Below are 15,576 nucleotides of genomic sequence, written 5' to 3'. Positions count from 1 at the left end.
TTTATCGAGACGGAGTTGTAGAGTTATGAATCTAGATACCTTTACTGGTCATCTGAAACTATCTGATAGTTATCGAAAAGCTCTGACGTTTATCGTTTATCCACTTATAGCTGCACTCTCTCTTTGCTTGGGATTTTTCTACTATTGCGCCTTTAAAGCCAGCGCTATCGGATTGCCTGGGCTATGGCTCTCGGCTCTGCCCTTAATCGCCTGCTTGTTCGTTGGTGTCCTATTATTAATTAAAGAGCAGCACAATCCCGCAATTTGCTTTGTGGTGATTGGTGTGCCCGCTGTAACTGCTTTTGGCCTTTTCATGCTGCCCGCTAATGTTCCAGACGAGGCTTCTCATATTTGGCAGGCGGCCGCCTTATTGTCTCGTAACGGCAATGGCTTTGATGTTGTCTCTTGCTTCCAATTGGGTCAGTTTCCTTCATCGTACGCAGATTATTTTAATGCAATGACTCAGCCTACCGATTGGTCTAGCGTCTTTGTGTGCCATACGTATTTGGGGAGCTATTACCCTCATCTTTATTTAATTCCGGGAGTAATTCTAGGATTTGCGCAGCAAACGGGTTTCAATGCCTTTGTGGCCCTTTCAGTTTCGCGCGTGTGCGCTGGATTAATATATTGCTTCGCGGCTTATTGGATAATCAAACTGATGCCAGTTGGTAAAAATGCTGTTTTGATTTTTTTACTAAATCCCATTTTATTGCAGCAGGAAGCGTCTGTTTCGGCTGATTCTGTCGCAAACATTGTTGCCATTTTGTACGTTGCTGTAGTTGTTAAGATTTATGCGGACTCGTTGTACTCATATCGATCTCTGCTGGCGTTAATACTGCTATCCGTTTTACTGCTTCTTTCAAAGATAATGTTTTTCCCGTTGGTACTCTTGAATCTTATTCACTGGAAAAAACTTAAAGGAACAGACAGCTATATAAAGTTCATCTTTTCCTTCTTTGCGATAGCTTTTGTTGCGAGCTGTGCGTTCGTGTCTCTTTATCATGGTAGTTTCATGCCAGATTCTTTTGATTTGATGCGAGCGCCGCTGCATTGCGCAAAGGTCTTTATTAAGTCTATTTGGGAGATGGGGCCATTCTGGTTTCAATCCTATGCAGGTTACAATCTTGGCGCTCTTTCGATTAATGTTTGGCCATTTTGTTTTTGGCTTTACATCATTCTTCAGTCCGTTGTTCTGTTTTATAACGATGAGAATAATAAAAAATTATTCTGCAGTACGGATCGCTTTGTAATGATTGCTGTTGTATTCGTCAATTTCTTCCTGATTGTTATGACGATGAGGAACTGGACTCTTACTGTTGATAAGCGTGAAGATATTATCATGGGGGTCCAAGGACGATATTTATTCCCACTGGTCCTTCCGGTTCTGTTGAATATCTTGCGACCGATAAAATCAAGTTCTGAAGGACATGTCTTGCTTGGTTCTTCATTGATAATGAGTACTATTCTATTTGTTGACTTTATTTCAATTCTTTCTGCGTTTTAGGAGTTAGTGTTTCATGTTGAACCTTCTTGAGGGCATTGGTTACACCGTTAAAGAAGAGGGCTTTTATAACGTCCCCAAGAAGGTCTCCCATGTACTCTCAATGCATAGGCCTCGATTTGATTTTGGCTCTCGCCAAGACAATTCTTTTTTTGATGTTATTTTTATTAATGGATGTGATTATTCCGTTCCGCATCCTATTAGGTACCGTGTCGATCATCAGATTGAGGAACTTGAGGCTGCCGGCTTAACGGTCCAAAAGGTTAATGCCTGGGAGATGGAAAAGGATATTCTTAGGCATGCGCGTACTTTTATTATTTTCCGTTGTCCCCTAAGTGATGAAGTTGAATCTTTAATTAGGCAGGCAAAAAAACTCAATAAGCGTGTTATTTATGACATTGATGATTTGGTTATCGACACTGCTTATACCGATTCTATTCCGTTCGTTAATGCAATGACTGCTCATGATAAGTCTTGCTATGACGATGGAGTCAGGCGAATGGGTGAAACACTGAAGCTTTGCGATTGCGCTATCACTACTACTGAGGGTATGGCGGAAGAACTAAAAAAATATGTTCCCAGGGTCTATATAAATAGAAATGTAGCATCTGAATCGATGATTGATTATTCGAATATTGCTATCTATCGTCGAGATGTACTCCCCAGCTTGCAAAGCTCAAGCGTCTTGCCCGAGGATAGGGTTCCCTATAAGCGAGCGGTTGAGCGAAGGGATGAAAAACAGAAAACTCAGGAAATCAGAATCGGCTATTTTAGCGGAAGCATTACCCATAATGCAGATTTCAATTCAGTGCTCCCAGCATTATCTAAGGTAATGGAGACTCATCACAACGTCACCCTGATGGTGGGCGGGGAACTCGATGTTCCTGATGACTTGATGCCATTTTCTGAACGTATTGTCACGTTCCCATTTTGCGATTGGCGTCGGCTTCCAAATTATATAGCTTCCTGTGATATCAATATCGCTCCTTTGGAGAATACTCTATTCAATCGAGCTAAATCCGAGAATAAATGGATTGAATCATCGCTTGTTAAGGTTCCTACGGTTGCTAGCAATGTTGGCGCCTTTAAGAAGATGATTCAGGATGGCGTTACTGGATTTCTCTGCGATTGTGTTGAGGACTGGTGCGCTGCCCTCAATCGTCTGATATTAGATTCTGATCTTAGGAAGAGCGTCGGCGAATCTGCATATTTATACTGCCATGAGCACTGCACTACTGTTTCGGCTGCTAAAGCAATCCGAGATATTATTGTAAAAGAACAATCTCCCAATCTCGCAATGGTCATGCCGAGCGTGAATACTAGCGGTGGTGTCTTAGTCGTCCTTAGGCATCTGTGCATTCTTCAAGACGCTGGCGTTGATGTATTGTTGCTTAATACTGATGATTCAACAAAGTGGCTTGAAGTTTTCGGACATCGTATTCCTGTTCTTAATCGTGTCGTTCCTAGCGGTAAGCTCGATAAATGTCCTTTGTCGGGTGCAATTGATACCGCAGTTGCAACCCTTTGGGACACTCTTGATTTTGTTAGGCGCTATCCACGTATTGGTAAGAAAAAGTACTTGGTCCAGAATCTGGAGACCGATTTTTATCTTCCAGGAGATAGACTGCGCCTTCAAGCAAATGCCACGTATTTGAATAATGATATTGACTATTTGACAATTTCGCCTTGGTGTGAGGAATGGCTTCAGGACAGGTTCGGTCAGGATTGTAAGTCTGTGCCAAACGGACTTGACCTTGCTGCGTTCCCTCATTCTGTGCGCGATTTTTCTTTGCCCAAAATTAGGATTCTAATTGAGGGGGATTGCGGTTCTGATTATAAAAATGTTGATGAAGCTTTCAGGGTAGTGGAAAGGCTTGACTCTGAAAGATATGAGATTTGGTACATGAACTACACTGGTAAAAAGAAGCCTTGGTACCGTATTGATAATTTCCTCGGTAGAGTACCGCATGATCAAATATCAGACATCTATAACCAGTGTCATATTTTATTGAAGACAAGCATTCTCGAAAGTTTTTCATATCCCCCGCTGGAGATGATGGCGACCGGCGGCTTTGTTGTTGCTGTTCCCAATGGAGGTAATGCAGAGTTCCTTCGCGACGGATTGAATTGCTTGCTTTATGACCGGGGAGATATTGATGCTGCGGTGAGCTGCATTAATCGCATCGTTAATGATCACGGTCTTCGTAAGACGCTGTATGACGGGGGATTGAAGACTGCGGAGGAGAGGGACTGGTCAAAACTGACGGATAGAGTCGTTCGCCTATATGACTGATACTATAGTTTTAATGTGATGGATGCATACTTGCGGCAACGTAGACCTTTAAGTTAACGTTGCCGCAAGCATGCAATGTCTGGCTGCTTTATTTTTTAAGGAGTTATGTTATGAAAGGCATCATCCTCGCCGGCGGGTCCGGCACGCGCCTGTACCCGCTCACGCTCGTGACCTCCAAGCAGCTGCTGCCGGTCTACGACAAGCCCATGATCTACTACCCGCTGTCCACCCTCATGCTGGCGGGCATCCGGGACATCCTGGTCATCTCCACGCCGACGGACCTGCCCAACTTCGAGCGCCTGCTCGGGGACGGCTCGCGCTACGGCGTGAACCTCTCCTACGCCGAGCAGCCCTCGCCGGACGGCCTGGCCCAGGCCTTCACCATCGGCGAGGAGTTCATCGCCGGCGAGCCGTGCGCCCTGGTGCTCGGCGACAACATCTTCTACGGCAACGGCCTGTCCCGCCACCTGACGCGCGCCGTCCAGAACGCCGAGTCGGGCCGCGCCACGGTCTTCGGCTACCACGTGGACGACCCCGAGCGCTTCGGCGTCGTGGAGTTCGACGGCGAGGGGAGGGCCGTCTCCATCGAGGAGAAGCCCGAGCGCCCCAAGAGCTCCTACGCCGTCACCGGCCTGTACTTCTACCCGGGCGACGTGGCCGCCAAGGCGCATAGGGTGGAGCCCTCGGCCCGCGGCGAGCTCGAGATCACCACGCTCAACCAGATGTACCTGGAGGAGGGGACGCTGTCCGTGGTCACCCTCGGCCGCGGCTACGCGTGGCTGGACACCGGCACCATGGAGAGCCTGCACGAGGCGGCGGAGTTCGTCCGCGCCGTGGAGCACTCCCAGGACCTGCCCGTGTCCGTGCCCGAGGAGATCGCCTGGGAGAACGGCTGGATCACGACCGCCGAGCTGGAGGAAGCCGCCAAGGCCTACGGCAAGTCGGTCTACGGGCAGCACCTGAAGAAGGTCGCCGCCGGCGAGATCGTCAACAGCCCGCGCGAGTACTAGCGCCAGCTTGTTTTCTTTTAGGGGTCACCGTTTATCTGGTGGCCCCTTTCGTTATGATTACGTTGACCATAAAGATAATATGATTGGGAGTGGATGTGTTAAGCGTCTACTTTGGCGATATGCCAGAAGCGATTTACAACACAGCGACATATTTCAAAAACTCTTACCGGTCTACTTGGATTACGGATCCCTATGCAGTCTCGATAATTAAAGATGTCGATCGATCGGATGTTGTCTCCGAAAACGTCATCGAAAGCCCCGTGCTTGGATCCATCTCCCCACTCCAGCTTTCTGGTGGCGTGAAAACGCTGCTGCTTATGAGATTTGATCGTAAGCATATTTTTAACGCCTCTACCTGTGGTGACAACTGTGCCAAGTGGATTCTTGACATGGCGAAAGACCGCAAGCTCGTTGTGAATCTCTATCATGTGATGGACTTTGGTCGCGAGGATTTTAAAATTAAAGTCGTGAATAGCGGCCGAATCGTTCACAACATGGCCGAATTGATTCACGAGTCGATTCCGTATCTGTAGGTACTGCTTATGAACGGTTCGCATCTCGTTAAGATTTCCCGCCGCAGGGGAACTAAGTACACATTTACCATCAAGCGGAACATCACTATTGTGCGTGGCGATAGTGGCACGGGTAAGACGACACTGTTTGACATGGTCGCAGACTACATGCGAACGGGCGAGCAGTCGGGTGTTTCCTTGCAGTGCGATTGTCCCTGTGTCGCCCTGACCGATTATGATTGGCGAAACCAGCTTTCGTCCGTTCATGACTCGATTGTATTTGTCGATGAGGGCTTAAAAGAGATCCATTCTGATGAGTTTGCCCATCATGTGCTGTATTCCTCGAATTATTTCGTGCTGATCTCAAGGGCTGATTTCCCCAATCTTCCGTATAGCGTGGATGAGATTTACAAGATTAAGACGAGCGGAAAATACCATTCCTTCGTCCCTGTTTATCAAGATCGCGGAAATCATCGTTATGCTATTTCCCGATCGGCGCCAAAACAGGACTTTTCTATCCTTCTATGCGAGGACAGTAAGTCTGGTTTCCAGTTCTTTGAACGGCATTTCGCTGATAGTGAGCTTACCTGTGCTTCGGCCATGACGAACAGCGCGATTTTGGGCTGGTTGGATCAGCATTTCGACGATCGCGTGTTTGTTGTCGCGGACGGAGCGGCATTTGGGTGCTATGCGGACCGCGTCCTTAAGCTGCAAGACATTCATCGCGATACTGTTACGGTTTGTCTTCCCGAGTCATTCGAGTGGCTTCTGCTGAGCTCTGGCGTAATTTCAGGGTTAGATGTTAAGGCGGTTTTGGAAACCCCAGAAGCCTTTGTAAACAGTGAGAAGTTTAAAAGCTGGGAAGACTTCTTCTATAAGTACTTACGCGATAAAACTGGGAATTCGGTCTTCCGGTACGACAAAGACTGCATTCCGGAGGCGTTTTGTAGGGGAAGTAATTCTGCGAAGGTCATGGCTCTTATCGCATGCCGAAATGTCCGATAGTTTTGTTGAATAGTGTCGCGGCGTCACTTCCTGCGGCATACTAAAGAAGCTGTACTTGCTTCAGATTGGATTTTCATGTCTGAGATTTTTGAACCTAAGAACATCATCGTCACGGGCGGTTGCGGCTTCATCGGCAGCAACTTCGTGCACTACGTGGTGAAGAACCACCCGGGCGTCCACGTGACCGTCCTGGACAAGCTGACCTACGCCGGCAACCCCGAGAACATCGCGGGGCTGCCCGAGGACAGGGTCGAGCTCGTCGTCGGTGACATCTGCGACGCGGAGCTGCTCGATAGGATCGTCCCCGGCCACGACGCGATCGTGCACTACGCCGCAGAGAGCCACAACGACAACTCCATCGCCGACCCGGAGCCGTTCTTGCGCACCAACGTGGAGGGCACCTTCCGCCTGCTGGAGGCCGTCCGCAAATATGGCGTCCGCTACCACCACGTCTCCACCGACGAGGTCTACGGCGACCTGGCGCTCGACGACCCCGCCAAGTTCACCGAGGAGACGCCGTATAAGCCCTCGAGCCCCTATAGCTCCACCAAGGCGAGCTCCGACATGCTCGTGCGCGCATGGACCCGCACCTACGGGCTTCGCACCACGATCTCCAACTGCTCCAACAACTACGGCCCCTACCAGCACGTTGAGAAGTTCATCCCCAGGCAGATCACCAACATCGTCGACGGCGTCCGCCCCAAGCTCTACGGGAAGGGCGAGAACGTCCGCGACTGGATCCACACCGAGGACCACAGCTCCGCGGTGTGGGACATCCTCACCAAGGGCCGCATGGGGGAGACCTACCTCATCGGCGCCAATGGGGAGAAGAACAACATCACCGTCCTGCGCATGATCCTGGAGGCCATGGGCCGCGACCCCGAGGACTTCGACTGGGTCGCCGACCGCCCCGGCCACGACCGCCGCTACGCCATCGACTCGACCAAGCTCCAGCGCGAGCTGGGCTGGAGGCCGGCCCACACCGACTTCGCCGAGGGCCTGAAGGCCACCATCGACTGGTACGTGGCCAACGAGTCTTGGTGGCGCCCGGCCAAGGAGGCCACCGAGGCCCGCTACCGCGCGCAGGGGCAGTAAGGAGAGCAGAGACATGGCAGACATCGCATTCGAGAAGGACCTCTCCGTCACCGAGACCGGCATCGGGGGCCTCATGGTCGTCGACCTCGCCGTCCACGGCGACTCGCGCGGCTGGTTCAAGGAGAACTGGCAGCGCGCCAAGATGACCGCGCTGGGCATCCCGGACCTCAGGGTCGTCCAGAACAACGTCTCCTACAACGACAGCCGCGGCGTCACCCGCGGCATCCACGCGGAGCCCTGGGACAAGTTCATCTCCGTGGCCCGCGGTTCCGTCTTCGGCGCCTGGGTGGACCTGCGCGAGGGCAGCGAGACCTTCGGCAAGGTGTTCACGACCGTTTTGGATCCCAGCAAGGCCATCTACGTCCCGCGCGGCGTGGGCAACTCCTTCCAGGCCCTGGAGGACGGCACCGCCTACACCTACCTGGTGGACGCCCACTGGTCGCTCGAGCTGAAGAGGACCTACACCTTCGTGAACCTCGCCGACCCCGAGCTCGCCATCGAGTGGCCGATCCCGCTCGACCAGGCCACCGTCTCCGAGGCGGACCTCAACCACCCGATGCTGAGGGACGTCGTCCCCATGGCGCCGAAGCGCACCCTCGTCACCGGCTGCAACGGCCAGCTGGGCCATGCGGTGCGCGCGCTCGCTGAGGAGCGCGGCGTCGCCAAGGACTTCGACTTCTGCGACATCGACACCTTCGACATGTCCGACCCGGACGCCTACGCGCAGTACGACTGGTCGCTCTACGGCACCGTGATCAACTGCGGTGCCTACACGGCGGTCGATAAAGCGGAGGCCCCCGAGGGCCGCGTGACCGCCTGGAAGGCCAACGCCACCGGCCCGGCCCTGCTCGCCCGCACCTGCGCCGGGCACGGGATCACCCTCGTGCACGTGTCCTCCGACTACGTCTTCGACGGCACGGCCGAGGTCCATACCGAGGACGAGCCCTTCTCCCCGCTGTCCGTCTACGGCCAGACCAAGGCCGCGGGCGACATTGCCGTGGCCGGCTGCCCCCGCCACTACATCATGCGCAGCTCCTGGGTCATCGGCGAGGGCCACAACTTCGTCAAGACCATGAGGGGGCTCTCCGACCGCGTCGCCGACCCCGAGGACAAGCTGGACCAGGTCACCGTCGTGGACGACCAGCTGGGCCGCCTGACCTTCACGCGCGACATGGCGCGGGCCATCTTCCATGTGCTGGGGACGCACGCCCCCTACGGCACCTACGACTGCACCGGCTCCGGCGCCGTGAAGTCCTGGGCCGACATCGCCCGCGCCGTCTTCGAGGCCGCCAACGGCAACGGGGACAAGGTCGTGCCGGTCAGCACCGCCGACTACTACGGCGGCGCCGAGGGCCCCATCGCCCCGCGCCCGGTCCACTCCGCGCTCGACCTGTCCAGGCTCGAGGCTGCCGGCTTCCGCATGCCCGACTGGGAGAAAGAGCTGGGGGAGTACCTCAAGACGCTCTAGCCGCTATTAACTTTTCGAGAGTAAAAGCCGCCGCTTGTTAACGGCGGCTTTTCTTATGCCTGGCGTATAGCCCCGCTGCAGCAAGGGCGGCGGCGGTCGCCAGACTCACTGCAAGCCCAGAAAGGGCGCCCGGAGTCTTGTAGGTCATCACGATCCTATTCGCGCCTTTCTGCATGTTCAGGGATGACAAGCCCTTATCGGCGGCGGGCGTTAGTTCTGCGGCGGTTCCGTTTACCGTTACGTTCCAGCCCTCATCGTACGGAACGCTCAGCAGCAGGTTGCCGTCATCCTTGGCAGTATATTTGCCTTCGATTCTTCCGTCCTCAAAAACCGTCGGAACAAATTCGCTCGTCTTAAGCTCGTTAATAATCTGCTCGAAAACGTCCAGATTGAGGGCGTAAAAGACCGGCTCATTGTCTTGGGGCATGTCTGTATAGCCCTCTGCGACTCCGATTGACACCGTATGCTGGCTCGGGGCGTCCGATGCATCCGCAATCTGACGGATATTATTGTCGAATCTCCAGGCCTCGTTTTCGATCGTTCGCTGGTCGATGGTAAGGGTGACGGGCCAATAACTGCCGGCGGTCGTATCTTTGTTGATGTAGAGATACCCGATGGAGCTTGCCGGAAGAGTAACGCTCCATTGCTTTAAGCTATCGCTATTCTCCGTGCTCGCGGCCTCGATCTTGGTATAGAGCTCGACCTTGCGGCCTAGGATTTTGCTGTAGAGGTCGTTCTGCTTTTCGAAGGGGTTCTCGCTCTTCAGCGTGCTGTTTTGTATATCGCTTGAGGCCGCGACGCCAATGCTGAGCGCATAGGGGTTCTCGTACACCGCGCTTGTGGAGTCGGCCTGATTCGTCTTGGCTAAAACGTATCCTGCAGGCGCGTTTTCAGGAATGGCGTACTTGACTCCCAACAGGGCATCGACGGCGAGAATGGGCTCGGCATAACGGGTTGAGAATTCGCCAACGCTGCTGTATCCAAGGGAGTTGAGCAGTGCGATGGCCTGCGGGTTGTTGGCAGACGAATACGAAGACAACTGGTTGTACCCAAGCGCCAGGCCTTCGTTGAGGGCGGCGCTGTCGACGCGCGTGGTCGTGCGGTCAATGCGATAGAACGACGCCGAAGTCTGTTCTTGAATGGCCGTGATCGTGCCGGCTGCGGTGGCGACATAGGCGCTGTTGGCTTCTTCAGAATAGCCTGTGTACAGTTGGTTCCACATAACATGGGCGTTGGCAAATAGTTCAATTGCCGTGAGTGCCAGGAGTGGCATGATGATGGCCGGACGATGGGCTCGACTTAGTGTTGGCCACTCTTTGAGTTTCTGCAGCGCGTATCCTGCGGCCCACAGCGCAAAGAAACTCAGCAAATAAGCCGTGCGCGAGTAGAAGCCGTTGGGGACGCGCATGCCGCACCAGATGTACTCGAGCGGGCTAAAAACGGAGCTTGCGACCAGGATTATCGTGACGACGAGTGTTGCGATGCGCGTCTTGATTGAAACCGTCCGGTTAACCAGCAGGCTTACCGCGAGCAGCATCATGATGATGCCGCAATAGAACTGCGGTGTGTTTTCGTTGTTTACCCACATGCAGGGAAGAAAGCCCCTGATGAGCGACTTGAGGCTGGTTTTAAGTAGGGGGCCGAGTGCCAGAACGGGTCCGCCCTTGGACATGGCAAGGATGGTCGGCAAAAAGGTCCAGGCGGACAGAAGTAGTCCAAGCGCGATAGCCCCGGCGAATCGCAGGGCCCGATCGAGCATGAGCTTCCAGCTAAATCCTTTTTCTGCAACATAATCGACAAATTCGACCAATACGAAGATGCAGAGGAACAGGATGCTGATGTAGGCCGTATACCAGCAGAACATGACATTGAGCGCCGTTGCGATGACGAGGCGGATCATACGCTGCTTGCGAATGAGCTCGTAGCATCCGTAGGCGCAGATGGGCAGCAGGATGAGGCAATCGAACCAGAGCGGGTTGCGTAGGTTGCTGATGGTCCAGCTGCAAAACGTGAACGAGAGGGAAAGCAGGAATGCTGCGGGCTTGGGTAGGTCAAAGCGCTTTTGCACATACCAAGCGCTGCTGATGTGGATGCAGCCCAGTTTGAGCGCGGTTATGGCAAATACGAAGAGTGTCAGCTTGTCTGCGGGAAACAGCACGCAGAGCAGGTTGAAGGGGCTGGCGAGGTAGTAGCTATAGAGCCCCCATGTGTTCATGCCGAGTCCCTGTGAGAAGGAATAGCGAAGATTTGCCTCGCTCAAAAGGACGCGCCGGAACCAAGCAAAGAAGTCGACGTACTGGTACTTGAGATCGTTAGTGAGAAACGAGTTGTCGCCAAAGGGGTAGACATGCCCCGCCACGGCAAGCGAAACAAAGAGAACAACGGAAAACGCAAAACAGGCAGCGTAGAATGCTGTGTTCTTGAACGTGCACTTATTAGACCGTGTCATTAGATTCCTCGTTGGACTCTCGAATGATATAGATGGGGCGTTGCTTGGTTTCCAAGTAGGCTTTTGCCAAGTACTCGCCAATGATTCCCAGGCACAGAAGTTGCATACCGCCAAACATCGTTATGAGGCAGGCGAGGGACGGCCATCCACCGACGGGATCACCCCAAACAAGCGTTTTGACCAAGATGACGATAAATCCCAAGATGGCGATGAGACAGAAGACGATACCCGTGAGGGCGGCGAGGGAGAGCGGCGCCGTGGAAAACGCGACGATGCCGTCGATGGAATAGAGGAGCAGCGACCAAAAGCTCCATTTGGTCTCGCCGGCCACGCGGTTGACGTTTACGTAGGGGAGCCATTTGGTCTTGAAGCCGACCCAGCCGTAAATGCCCTTGGAGAATCGGTTGTATTCGCCCATGGAGATGATGGCGTTGACCATAGGTCGCTTCATGAGCCTAAAATCGCGTGCTCCGTCGACGATGTCGGCCTTGGAAATGCGGTTGATGATCTTGTAGAACATGCGGGCGCAGAACGACCTGATGGGAGGCTCGCCTTCGCGGGTGGTCCTGCGTGTGGCGACGTTATCGTAGTCTTCAGTCTGCAAGATCTCGTACATCTGAGGCAGGAGTGAGGGCGGGTCCTGCATGTCGGCATCCATGGTGGCGACATAGTCGCCCTTTGCGTGTTGGAGTCCGGCGAGTAGTGCCGCCTCCTTGCCAAAGTTGCGCGAGAAAGAGTGCCAGCGGATGGCGTATGGATGCGCCGCCGCGGCTTCTGCCTTCATGACGGCGAGCGTTTTGTCTGCCGAGCCATCGTCGATGAGGACTGCCTCAAAGGAGATGCCGGGGTCTTGCTGGGTCATGATGCGAACGACGCCATCGAGCTCTTTGAGAAAGATCGGAAGTGATTCCTGCTCGTTGTAGCACGGAACGACGATGGAGATGAGCGGCATGGCGATTTACCTCGCGTTCGTTTCGTCGCTGCGATAGTCATCGAAAGCGTATTTGCTGTACACGTTGACTTCCCACTGCTTTTTTTCGACCTTTGCCACGGAATCGAGGATGAATCCGGTCGCAAGGCTCAGGCCGCACAGGAACATAAACGATGCAGCAAGCATGGCGGTGGGGAAGCGCGGAACGAGGCCGGTCTGGAAATACTCGACAACGATGGGCATGCCCAGGGCGAGGCCAATCACCGCAAACAGAAGCGCGACGAGGCTGAAGAACTTTAGCGGGCGGTAGTCCTTGAACAGCGTACCGATCATCGCGACGACTTTAATGCCGTCACTTACGGTATTGAGCTTGGACTCGGAGCCTTCCGGACGGTCGCGGTACTCGATGGGCACATCTTTGATGCGCCAGCGGTGGTCGACGGCGTGGATCGAGAGCTCGGTTTCGATTTGGAAGCCCTCGGAAAGCACAGGGAAGGTTTTAACGAACGGGCGGCTCATGGCGCGGTAGCCGGTCATGACGTCATCGAAGCTGTAGCCATAAATCCACTTGATCATGGCGCGGACCAGATTGTTGCCAAAGCCGTGGAAAGCACGCTTGTTTTCCTCGGCGTAGGTGCCGTTGGAAAGGCGGTCGCCTACGGTCATATCGGCCGTGCCGTTGAGGATAGGCTCGCAGAGGGTCTTGGCGGCCTCGGCGGGGTAGGTGTCGTCTCCGTCGACCATCAGGTAGCAATCGGCGTCGATATCGCGAAACATCTGGCGGCACACGTTGCCCTTTCCCTGACGGGGTTCAAAGCGGACCGTGGCGCCGTGCTCGGTGGCGATGCGTGAGGTATCGTCCGACGAGTTGTTGTCATAGACATAGACCGTCGCTTGCGGAAGCTCGCGGTGAAAGTCGTCGATGACCTTACCGATCGTGAGGGCTTCGTTGTAACAGGGGATGATGACAGCGATGGATTTAGAATACATTCAATGCTCCTTATACATTCAATCTTTGAAAGTATAGCCGTTTGGGCTTGGCATCCTAAGATGTGGGTTAGTTCTCCAGTTTTGTTGCGCGAATCGTTTGCATGGCCGTCGGGTCTATACTGTTCGTTTGTCAACGATTACGAGTAAAGGAGTTGCATCCGTGTCGGATCAGACAAAGCAACAAGAAACTCGCAGTCTGCCTGCGACGTTTGCTAAGAATGAATTTGAGAAGGACGCGTTTATCCTTCGTCAGCTGGTTACCAAGGATTTTAAGATCAAGTATCGCCGCAGCGTTCTGGGCGTCGCATGGTCGGTGCTCAACCCGCTGCTAATGATGATCGTCATGGCCATCGTGTTCTCGACGATTTTTGCCCAGGGCCGCAATGGCTCGATTACGCCTGAGATGTACCCGCTGTACTTGATCGTGGGTAACGTCACCTTTGCCGTGATGTCCGAGTCCACGAACCAGGCCCTGACGTCGATCGTGGGTGCGGCTCCGCTGCTCAAGAAGGTTAAGGTGCACCGCTGGGTCTTCCCAGTACAGAAGGTGCTCTTCTCGCTGGTTAACTTTGCCTTCTCGCTGGTCGCCGTTGCCATCGTTATGCTGTGGTTCCGCGTTATGCCTTCTTGGCACCTGATTCTGCTGCCGGTCTGCCTGCTGCTGCTTATGTGCTTCTGCATGGGCCTGGGCATGATGCTCTCGGCCCTTACGGTCTTCTTCCGCGACGTTATGCATCTGTGGAGTGTTGTTATCACGGCTTGGACCTATATCACGCCTATTTTCTGGACGACCGACTTCGTTGTGAAGATGCCTCATATCGTGCGGATTTTGGTTTATGCGAACCCCATGTACAACTATCTGCAGTTTATGCGCGATATTTTCTTGTTCCAGACAACGCCTTCGCTTATGACGTTTGGTATGTGCGTCGCTTGGGCGGTTCTTGCGCTTGTTATCGGCTACACCGTGTTCCATAAGTCCGAGCGCAAATTTATCCTCTACATCTAAGGAGTGCTGTGATGACTGAATCTGTTGTTGATTACAGCGAGCAGCCTCTGGCTGTCGAGGTCGATGACGTCACCATGATCTTTAACATGGCGTCCGAGTCGCTGACCAACCTCAAGGAGTACTTCATTAAGCTTGCCAAGCACGAGCTGTTCTTTGAGGAGTTTAGGGCGCTTAAGCACATCTCGTTCGATATTCATCGCGGCGAGGTCGTGGGTCTGGTCGGCACCAATGGTTCCGGTAAGTCTACGATGCTCAAGATTATCGCTGGCGTGCTTGAGCCTAGCGAGGGCAGCGTTAAGGTGCACGGTAACATCGCGCCGCTGATTGAGCTTGGTGCCGGCTTTGACCCCGAGCTGACCGCCCGCGAGAACATCTATCTGAACGGCGCCCTGCTCGGCTATACCAAGGAGTTCATTGACGCCAACTTTGACGGCATTATTGAGTTCGCTGAGCTTCAGAACTTTGTTGACATGCCGCTTAAGAACTTCTCTTCGGGCATGGTGGCGCGTATCGCCTTTGCCATCGCGACGATTACCGAGCCCGATATTCTGATCGTTGACGAGACGCTGTCCGTTGGTGACGTGTTCTTCCAGCAAAAGTGTGAGGCACGCATTCAGCACTTTATCCAGAGCGGTGACGTGACGGTTCTGTTCGTTTCGCACTCTATGGAGCAGGTTGAGCGCATCTGCCAGCGTGCCGTTTGGATTGAGAAAGGTGACCTTCGCATGGACGGCCCGGTCGATGAGGTCTGCAAGGCGTACCGCGAGCAGTTCAACTAGGTTATAATTACTTGCGCCTGACAGGCTTGCGCTTGCTTGGGCGTGCGGTTATTTGCTCCATTAGCTCAGTTGGATAGAGCAGGGGACTTCTAATCCCAAGGTCGACGGTTCGAATCCGCCATGGAGCACCATCGTTTATTGAGCCCGGACGCTTGGTGGTCCGGGCTTTTTTCATCTTGTGTACTGCGGTTTTGAAGGGTTCGCCATGGGAAGCAAAAGGCTCGACTGGATCGATATTGCAAAGGGGATTGCAATGATTCTGGTCATTGTGGGGCACACCGTCCCAAATCCTTCTCCCTTGCGGCACGCGATCTTCTCGTTTCACATGCCGGTGTTCTTTATTCTTGCCGGGTATACGTTTAGGCCGAAGCCGTGGCGCGAGCTGCTGAGTGGTTCGGTGTCGCGCCTGCTGGTGCCGTATGTGGTTCTTGCACTGGCATGGCAGGTGCCGACGTTCTTGGGTACCGTCAAGATTCTTTCGCAAATTGATCGAGGCGGCCTCGGCCCCGCCTTGCTCTAGCCCTCCGCCTTCTTGCT

General features: G+C 53.8%; 13 protein-coding genes and 1 tRNA gene. 11 read left to right on the top strand and 3 right to left on the bottom strand.

What is annotated here, in order from left to right:
• The first annotated feature begins 25 nt into the window (after positions 1-25).
• The 7 genes from PMX70_RS09550 (at position 26) to PMX70_RS09520 (ending at position 8,884) form a co-directional block, all read left to right on the top strand.
• A complete protein-coding gene (locus PMX70_RS09550) occupies positions 26-1,504 on the top strand; it encodes a DUF2142 domain-containing protein (RefSeq protein ID WP_040360056.1) in 1,479 nt (492 codons plus the stop codon).
• A 13-nt stretch (positions 1,505-1,517) separates the two neighbouring features.
• Positions 1,518-3,794, top strand: a complete 2,277-nt coding sequence (locus PMX70_RS09545; RefSeq protein WP_271743445.1) for a glycosyltransferase — start codon at positions 1,518-1,520, stop codon at positions 3,792-3,794.
• Between the two features lie 110 nt (positions 3,795-3,904).
• On the top strand, positions 3,905-4,804 hold the full coding sequence (gene rfbA / locus PMX70_RS09540; RefSeq protein WP_271743452.1) for a glucose-1-phosphate thymidylyltransferase RfbA: 900 nt from the start codon (positions 3,905-3,907) through the stop codon (positions 4,802-4,804).
• A 95-nt stretch (positions 4,805-4,899) separates the two neighbouring features.
• A complete protein-coding gene (locus PMX70_RS09535) occupies positions 4,900-5,337 on the top strand; it encodes a DUF4869 domain-containing protein (protein WP_040360074.1) in 438 nt (145 codons plus the stop codon).
• A gap of 9 nt (positions 5,338-5,346) precedes the next feature.
• Positions 5,347-6,321 carry a hypothetical protein gene (locus PMX70_RS09530; RefSeq protein ID WP_006236235.1) on the top strand — a complete coding sequence of 325 codons (975 nt, stop codon included), beginning with the start codon at positions 5,347-5,349 and terminating at the stop codon, positions 6,319-6,321.
• Positions 6,322-6,396: 75 nt separating this feature from the next.
• Positions 6,397-7,416, top strand: a complete 1,020-nt coding sequence (gene rfbB, locus PMX70_RS09525; RefSeq protein WP_271743444.1) for a dTDP-glucose 4,6-dehydratase — start codon at positions 6,397-6,399, stop codon at positions 7,414-7,416.
• A 13-nt stretch (positions 7,417-7,429) separates the two neighbouring features.
• A complete protein-coding gene (locus PMX70_RS09520) occupies positions 7,430-8,884 on the top strand; it encodes a sugar nucleotide-binding protein (RefSeq protein WP_271743443.1) in 1,455 nt (484 codons plus the stop codon).
• Positions 8,885-8,921: 37 nt separating this feature from the next.
• Here PMX70_RS09520 and PMX70_RS09515 read toward each other — a convergent pair whose 3' ends face one another.
• The 3 genes from PMX70_RS09515 to PMX70_RS09505 are packed head-to-tail and all read right to left on the bottom strand — an operon-like array spanning position 8,922 to position 13,254.
• Entirely contained in the window at positions 8,922-11,333 is a 2,412-nt protein-coding gene (locus PMX70_RS09515) for a YfhO family protein (RefSeq protein ID WP_271743442.1), read from the bottom strand.
• The gene (locus PMX70_RS09510) at positions 11,320-12,285 is read right to left on the bottom strand and encodes a glycosyltransferase family 2 protein (RefSeq protein ID WP_271743441.1); all 966 of its coding nucleotides are present in this window, start codon (positions 12,283-12,285) and stop codon (positions 11,320-11,322) included. The genes PMX70_RS09515 and PMX70_RS09510 overlap by 14 nt, the downstream gene beginning before the upstream one ends.
• Before the next feature lie 6 nt (positions 12,286-12,291).
• Positions 12,292-13,254 (bottom strand): glycosyltransferase family 2 protein, encoded by a 963-nt coding sequence (locus PMX70_RS09505; protein WP_271743440.1) that lies wholly within the window; start codon positions 13,252-13,254, stop codon positions 12,292-12,294.
• A gap of 160 nt (positions 13,255-13,414) precedes the next feature.
• Here PMX70_RS09505 and PMX70_RS09500 point away from each other — a divergent pair, with 160 nt between their 5' ends.
• The 4 genes from PMX70_RS09500 to PMX70_RS09485 all read left to right on the top strand — a co-directional run bounded on the left by PMX70_RS09500 (position 13,415) and on the right by PMX70_RS09485 (position 15,559).
• On the top strand, positions 13,415-14,260 hold the full coding sequence (locus tag PMX70_RS09500; protein WP_271743439.1) for an ABC transporter permease: 846 nt from the start codon (positions 13,415-13,417) through the stop codon (positions 14,258-14,260).
• 11 nt (positions 14,261-14,271) lie between these two features.
• Positions 14,272-15,039: an ABC transporter ATP-binding protein gene (locus PMX70_RS09495; RefSeq protein ID WP_006236046.1), complete on the top strand. Its 768-nt coding sequence runs from the start codon at positions 14,272-14,274 to the stop codon at positions 15,037-15,039.
• A gap of 54 nt (positions 15,040-15,093) precedes the next feature.
• Positions 15,094-15,170, top strand: a tRNA-Arg gene (locus PMX70_RS09490).
• 74 nt (positions 15,171-15,244) lie between these two features.
• Positions 15,245-15,559 carry an acyltransferase family protein gene (locus tag PMX70_RS09485; RefSeq protein WP_271743438.1) on the top strand — a complete coding sequence of 105 codons (315 nt, stop codon included), beginning with the start codon at positions 15,245-15,247 and terminating at the stop codon, positions 15,557-15,559.
• The last annotated feature ends 17 nt before the right edge of the window (positions 15,560-15,576 follow it).

Source organism: Collinsella aerofaciens, from assembly GCF_028206795.1.
GTDB classification, from domain to species: Bacteria; Actinomycetota; Coriobacteriia; order Coriobacteriales; family Coriobacteriaceae; genus Collinsella; species Collinsella aerofaciens_AX.
Note: the sequence above shows the minus strand (reverse complement) of the source record. Positions and strands in the feature narration are given on the sequence as shown.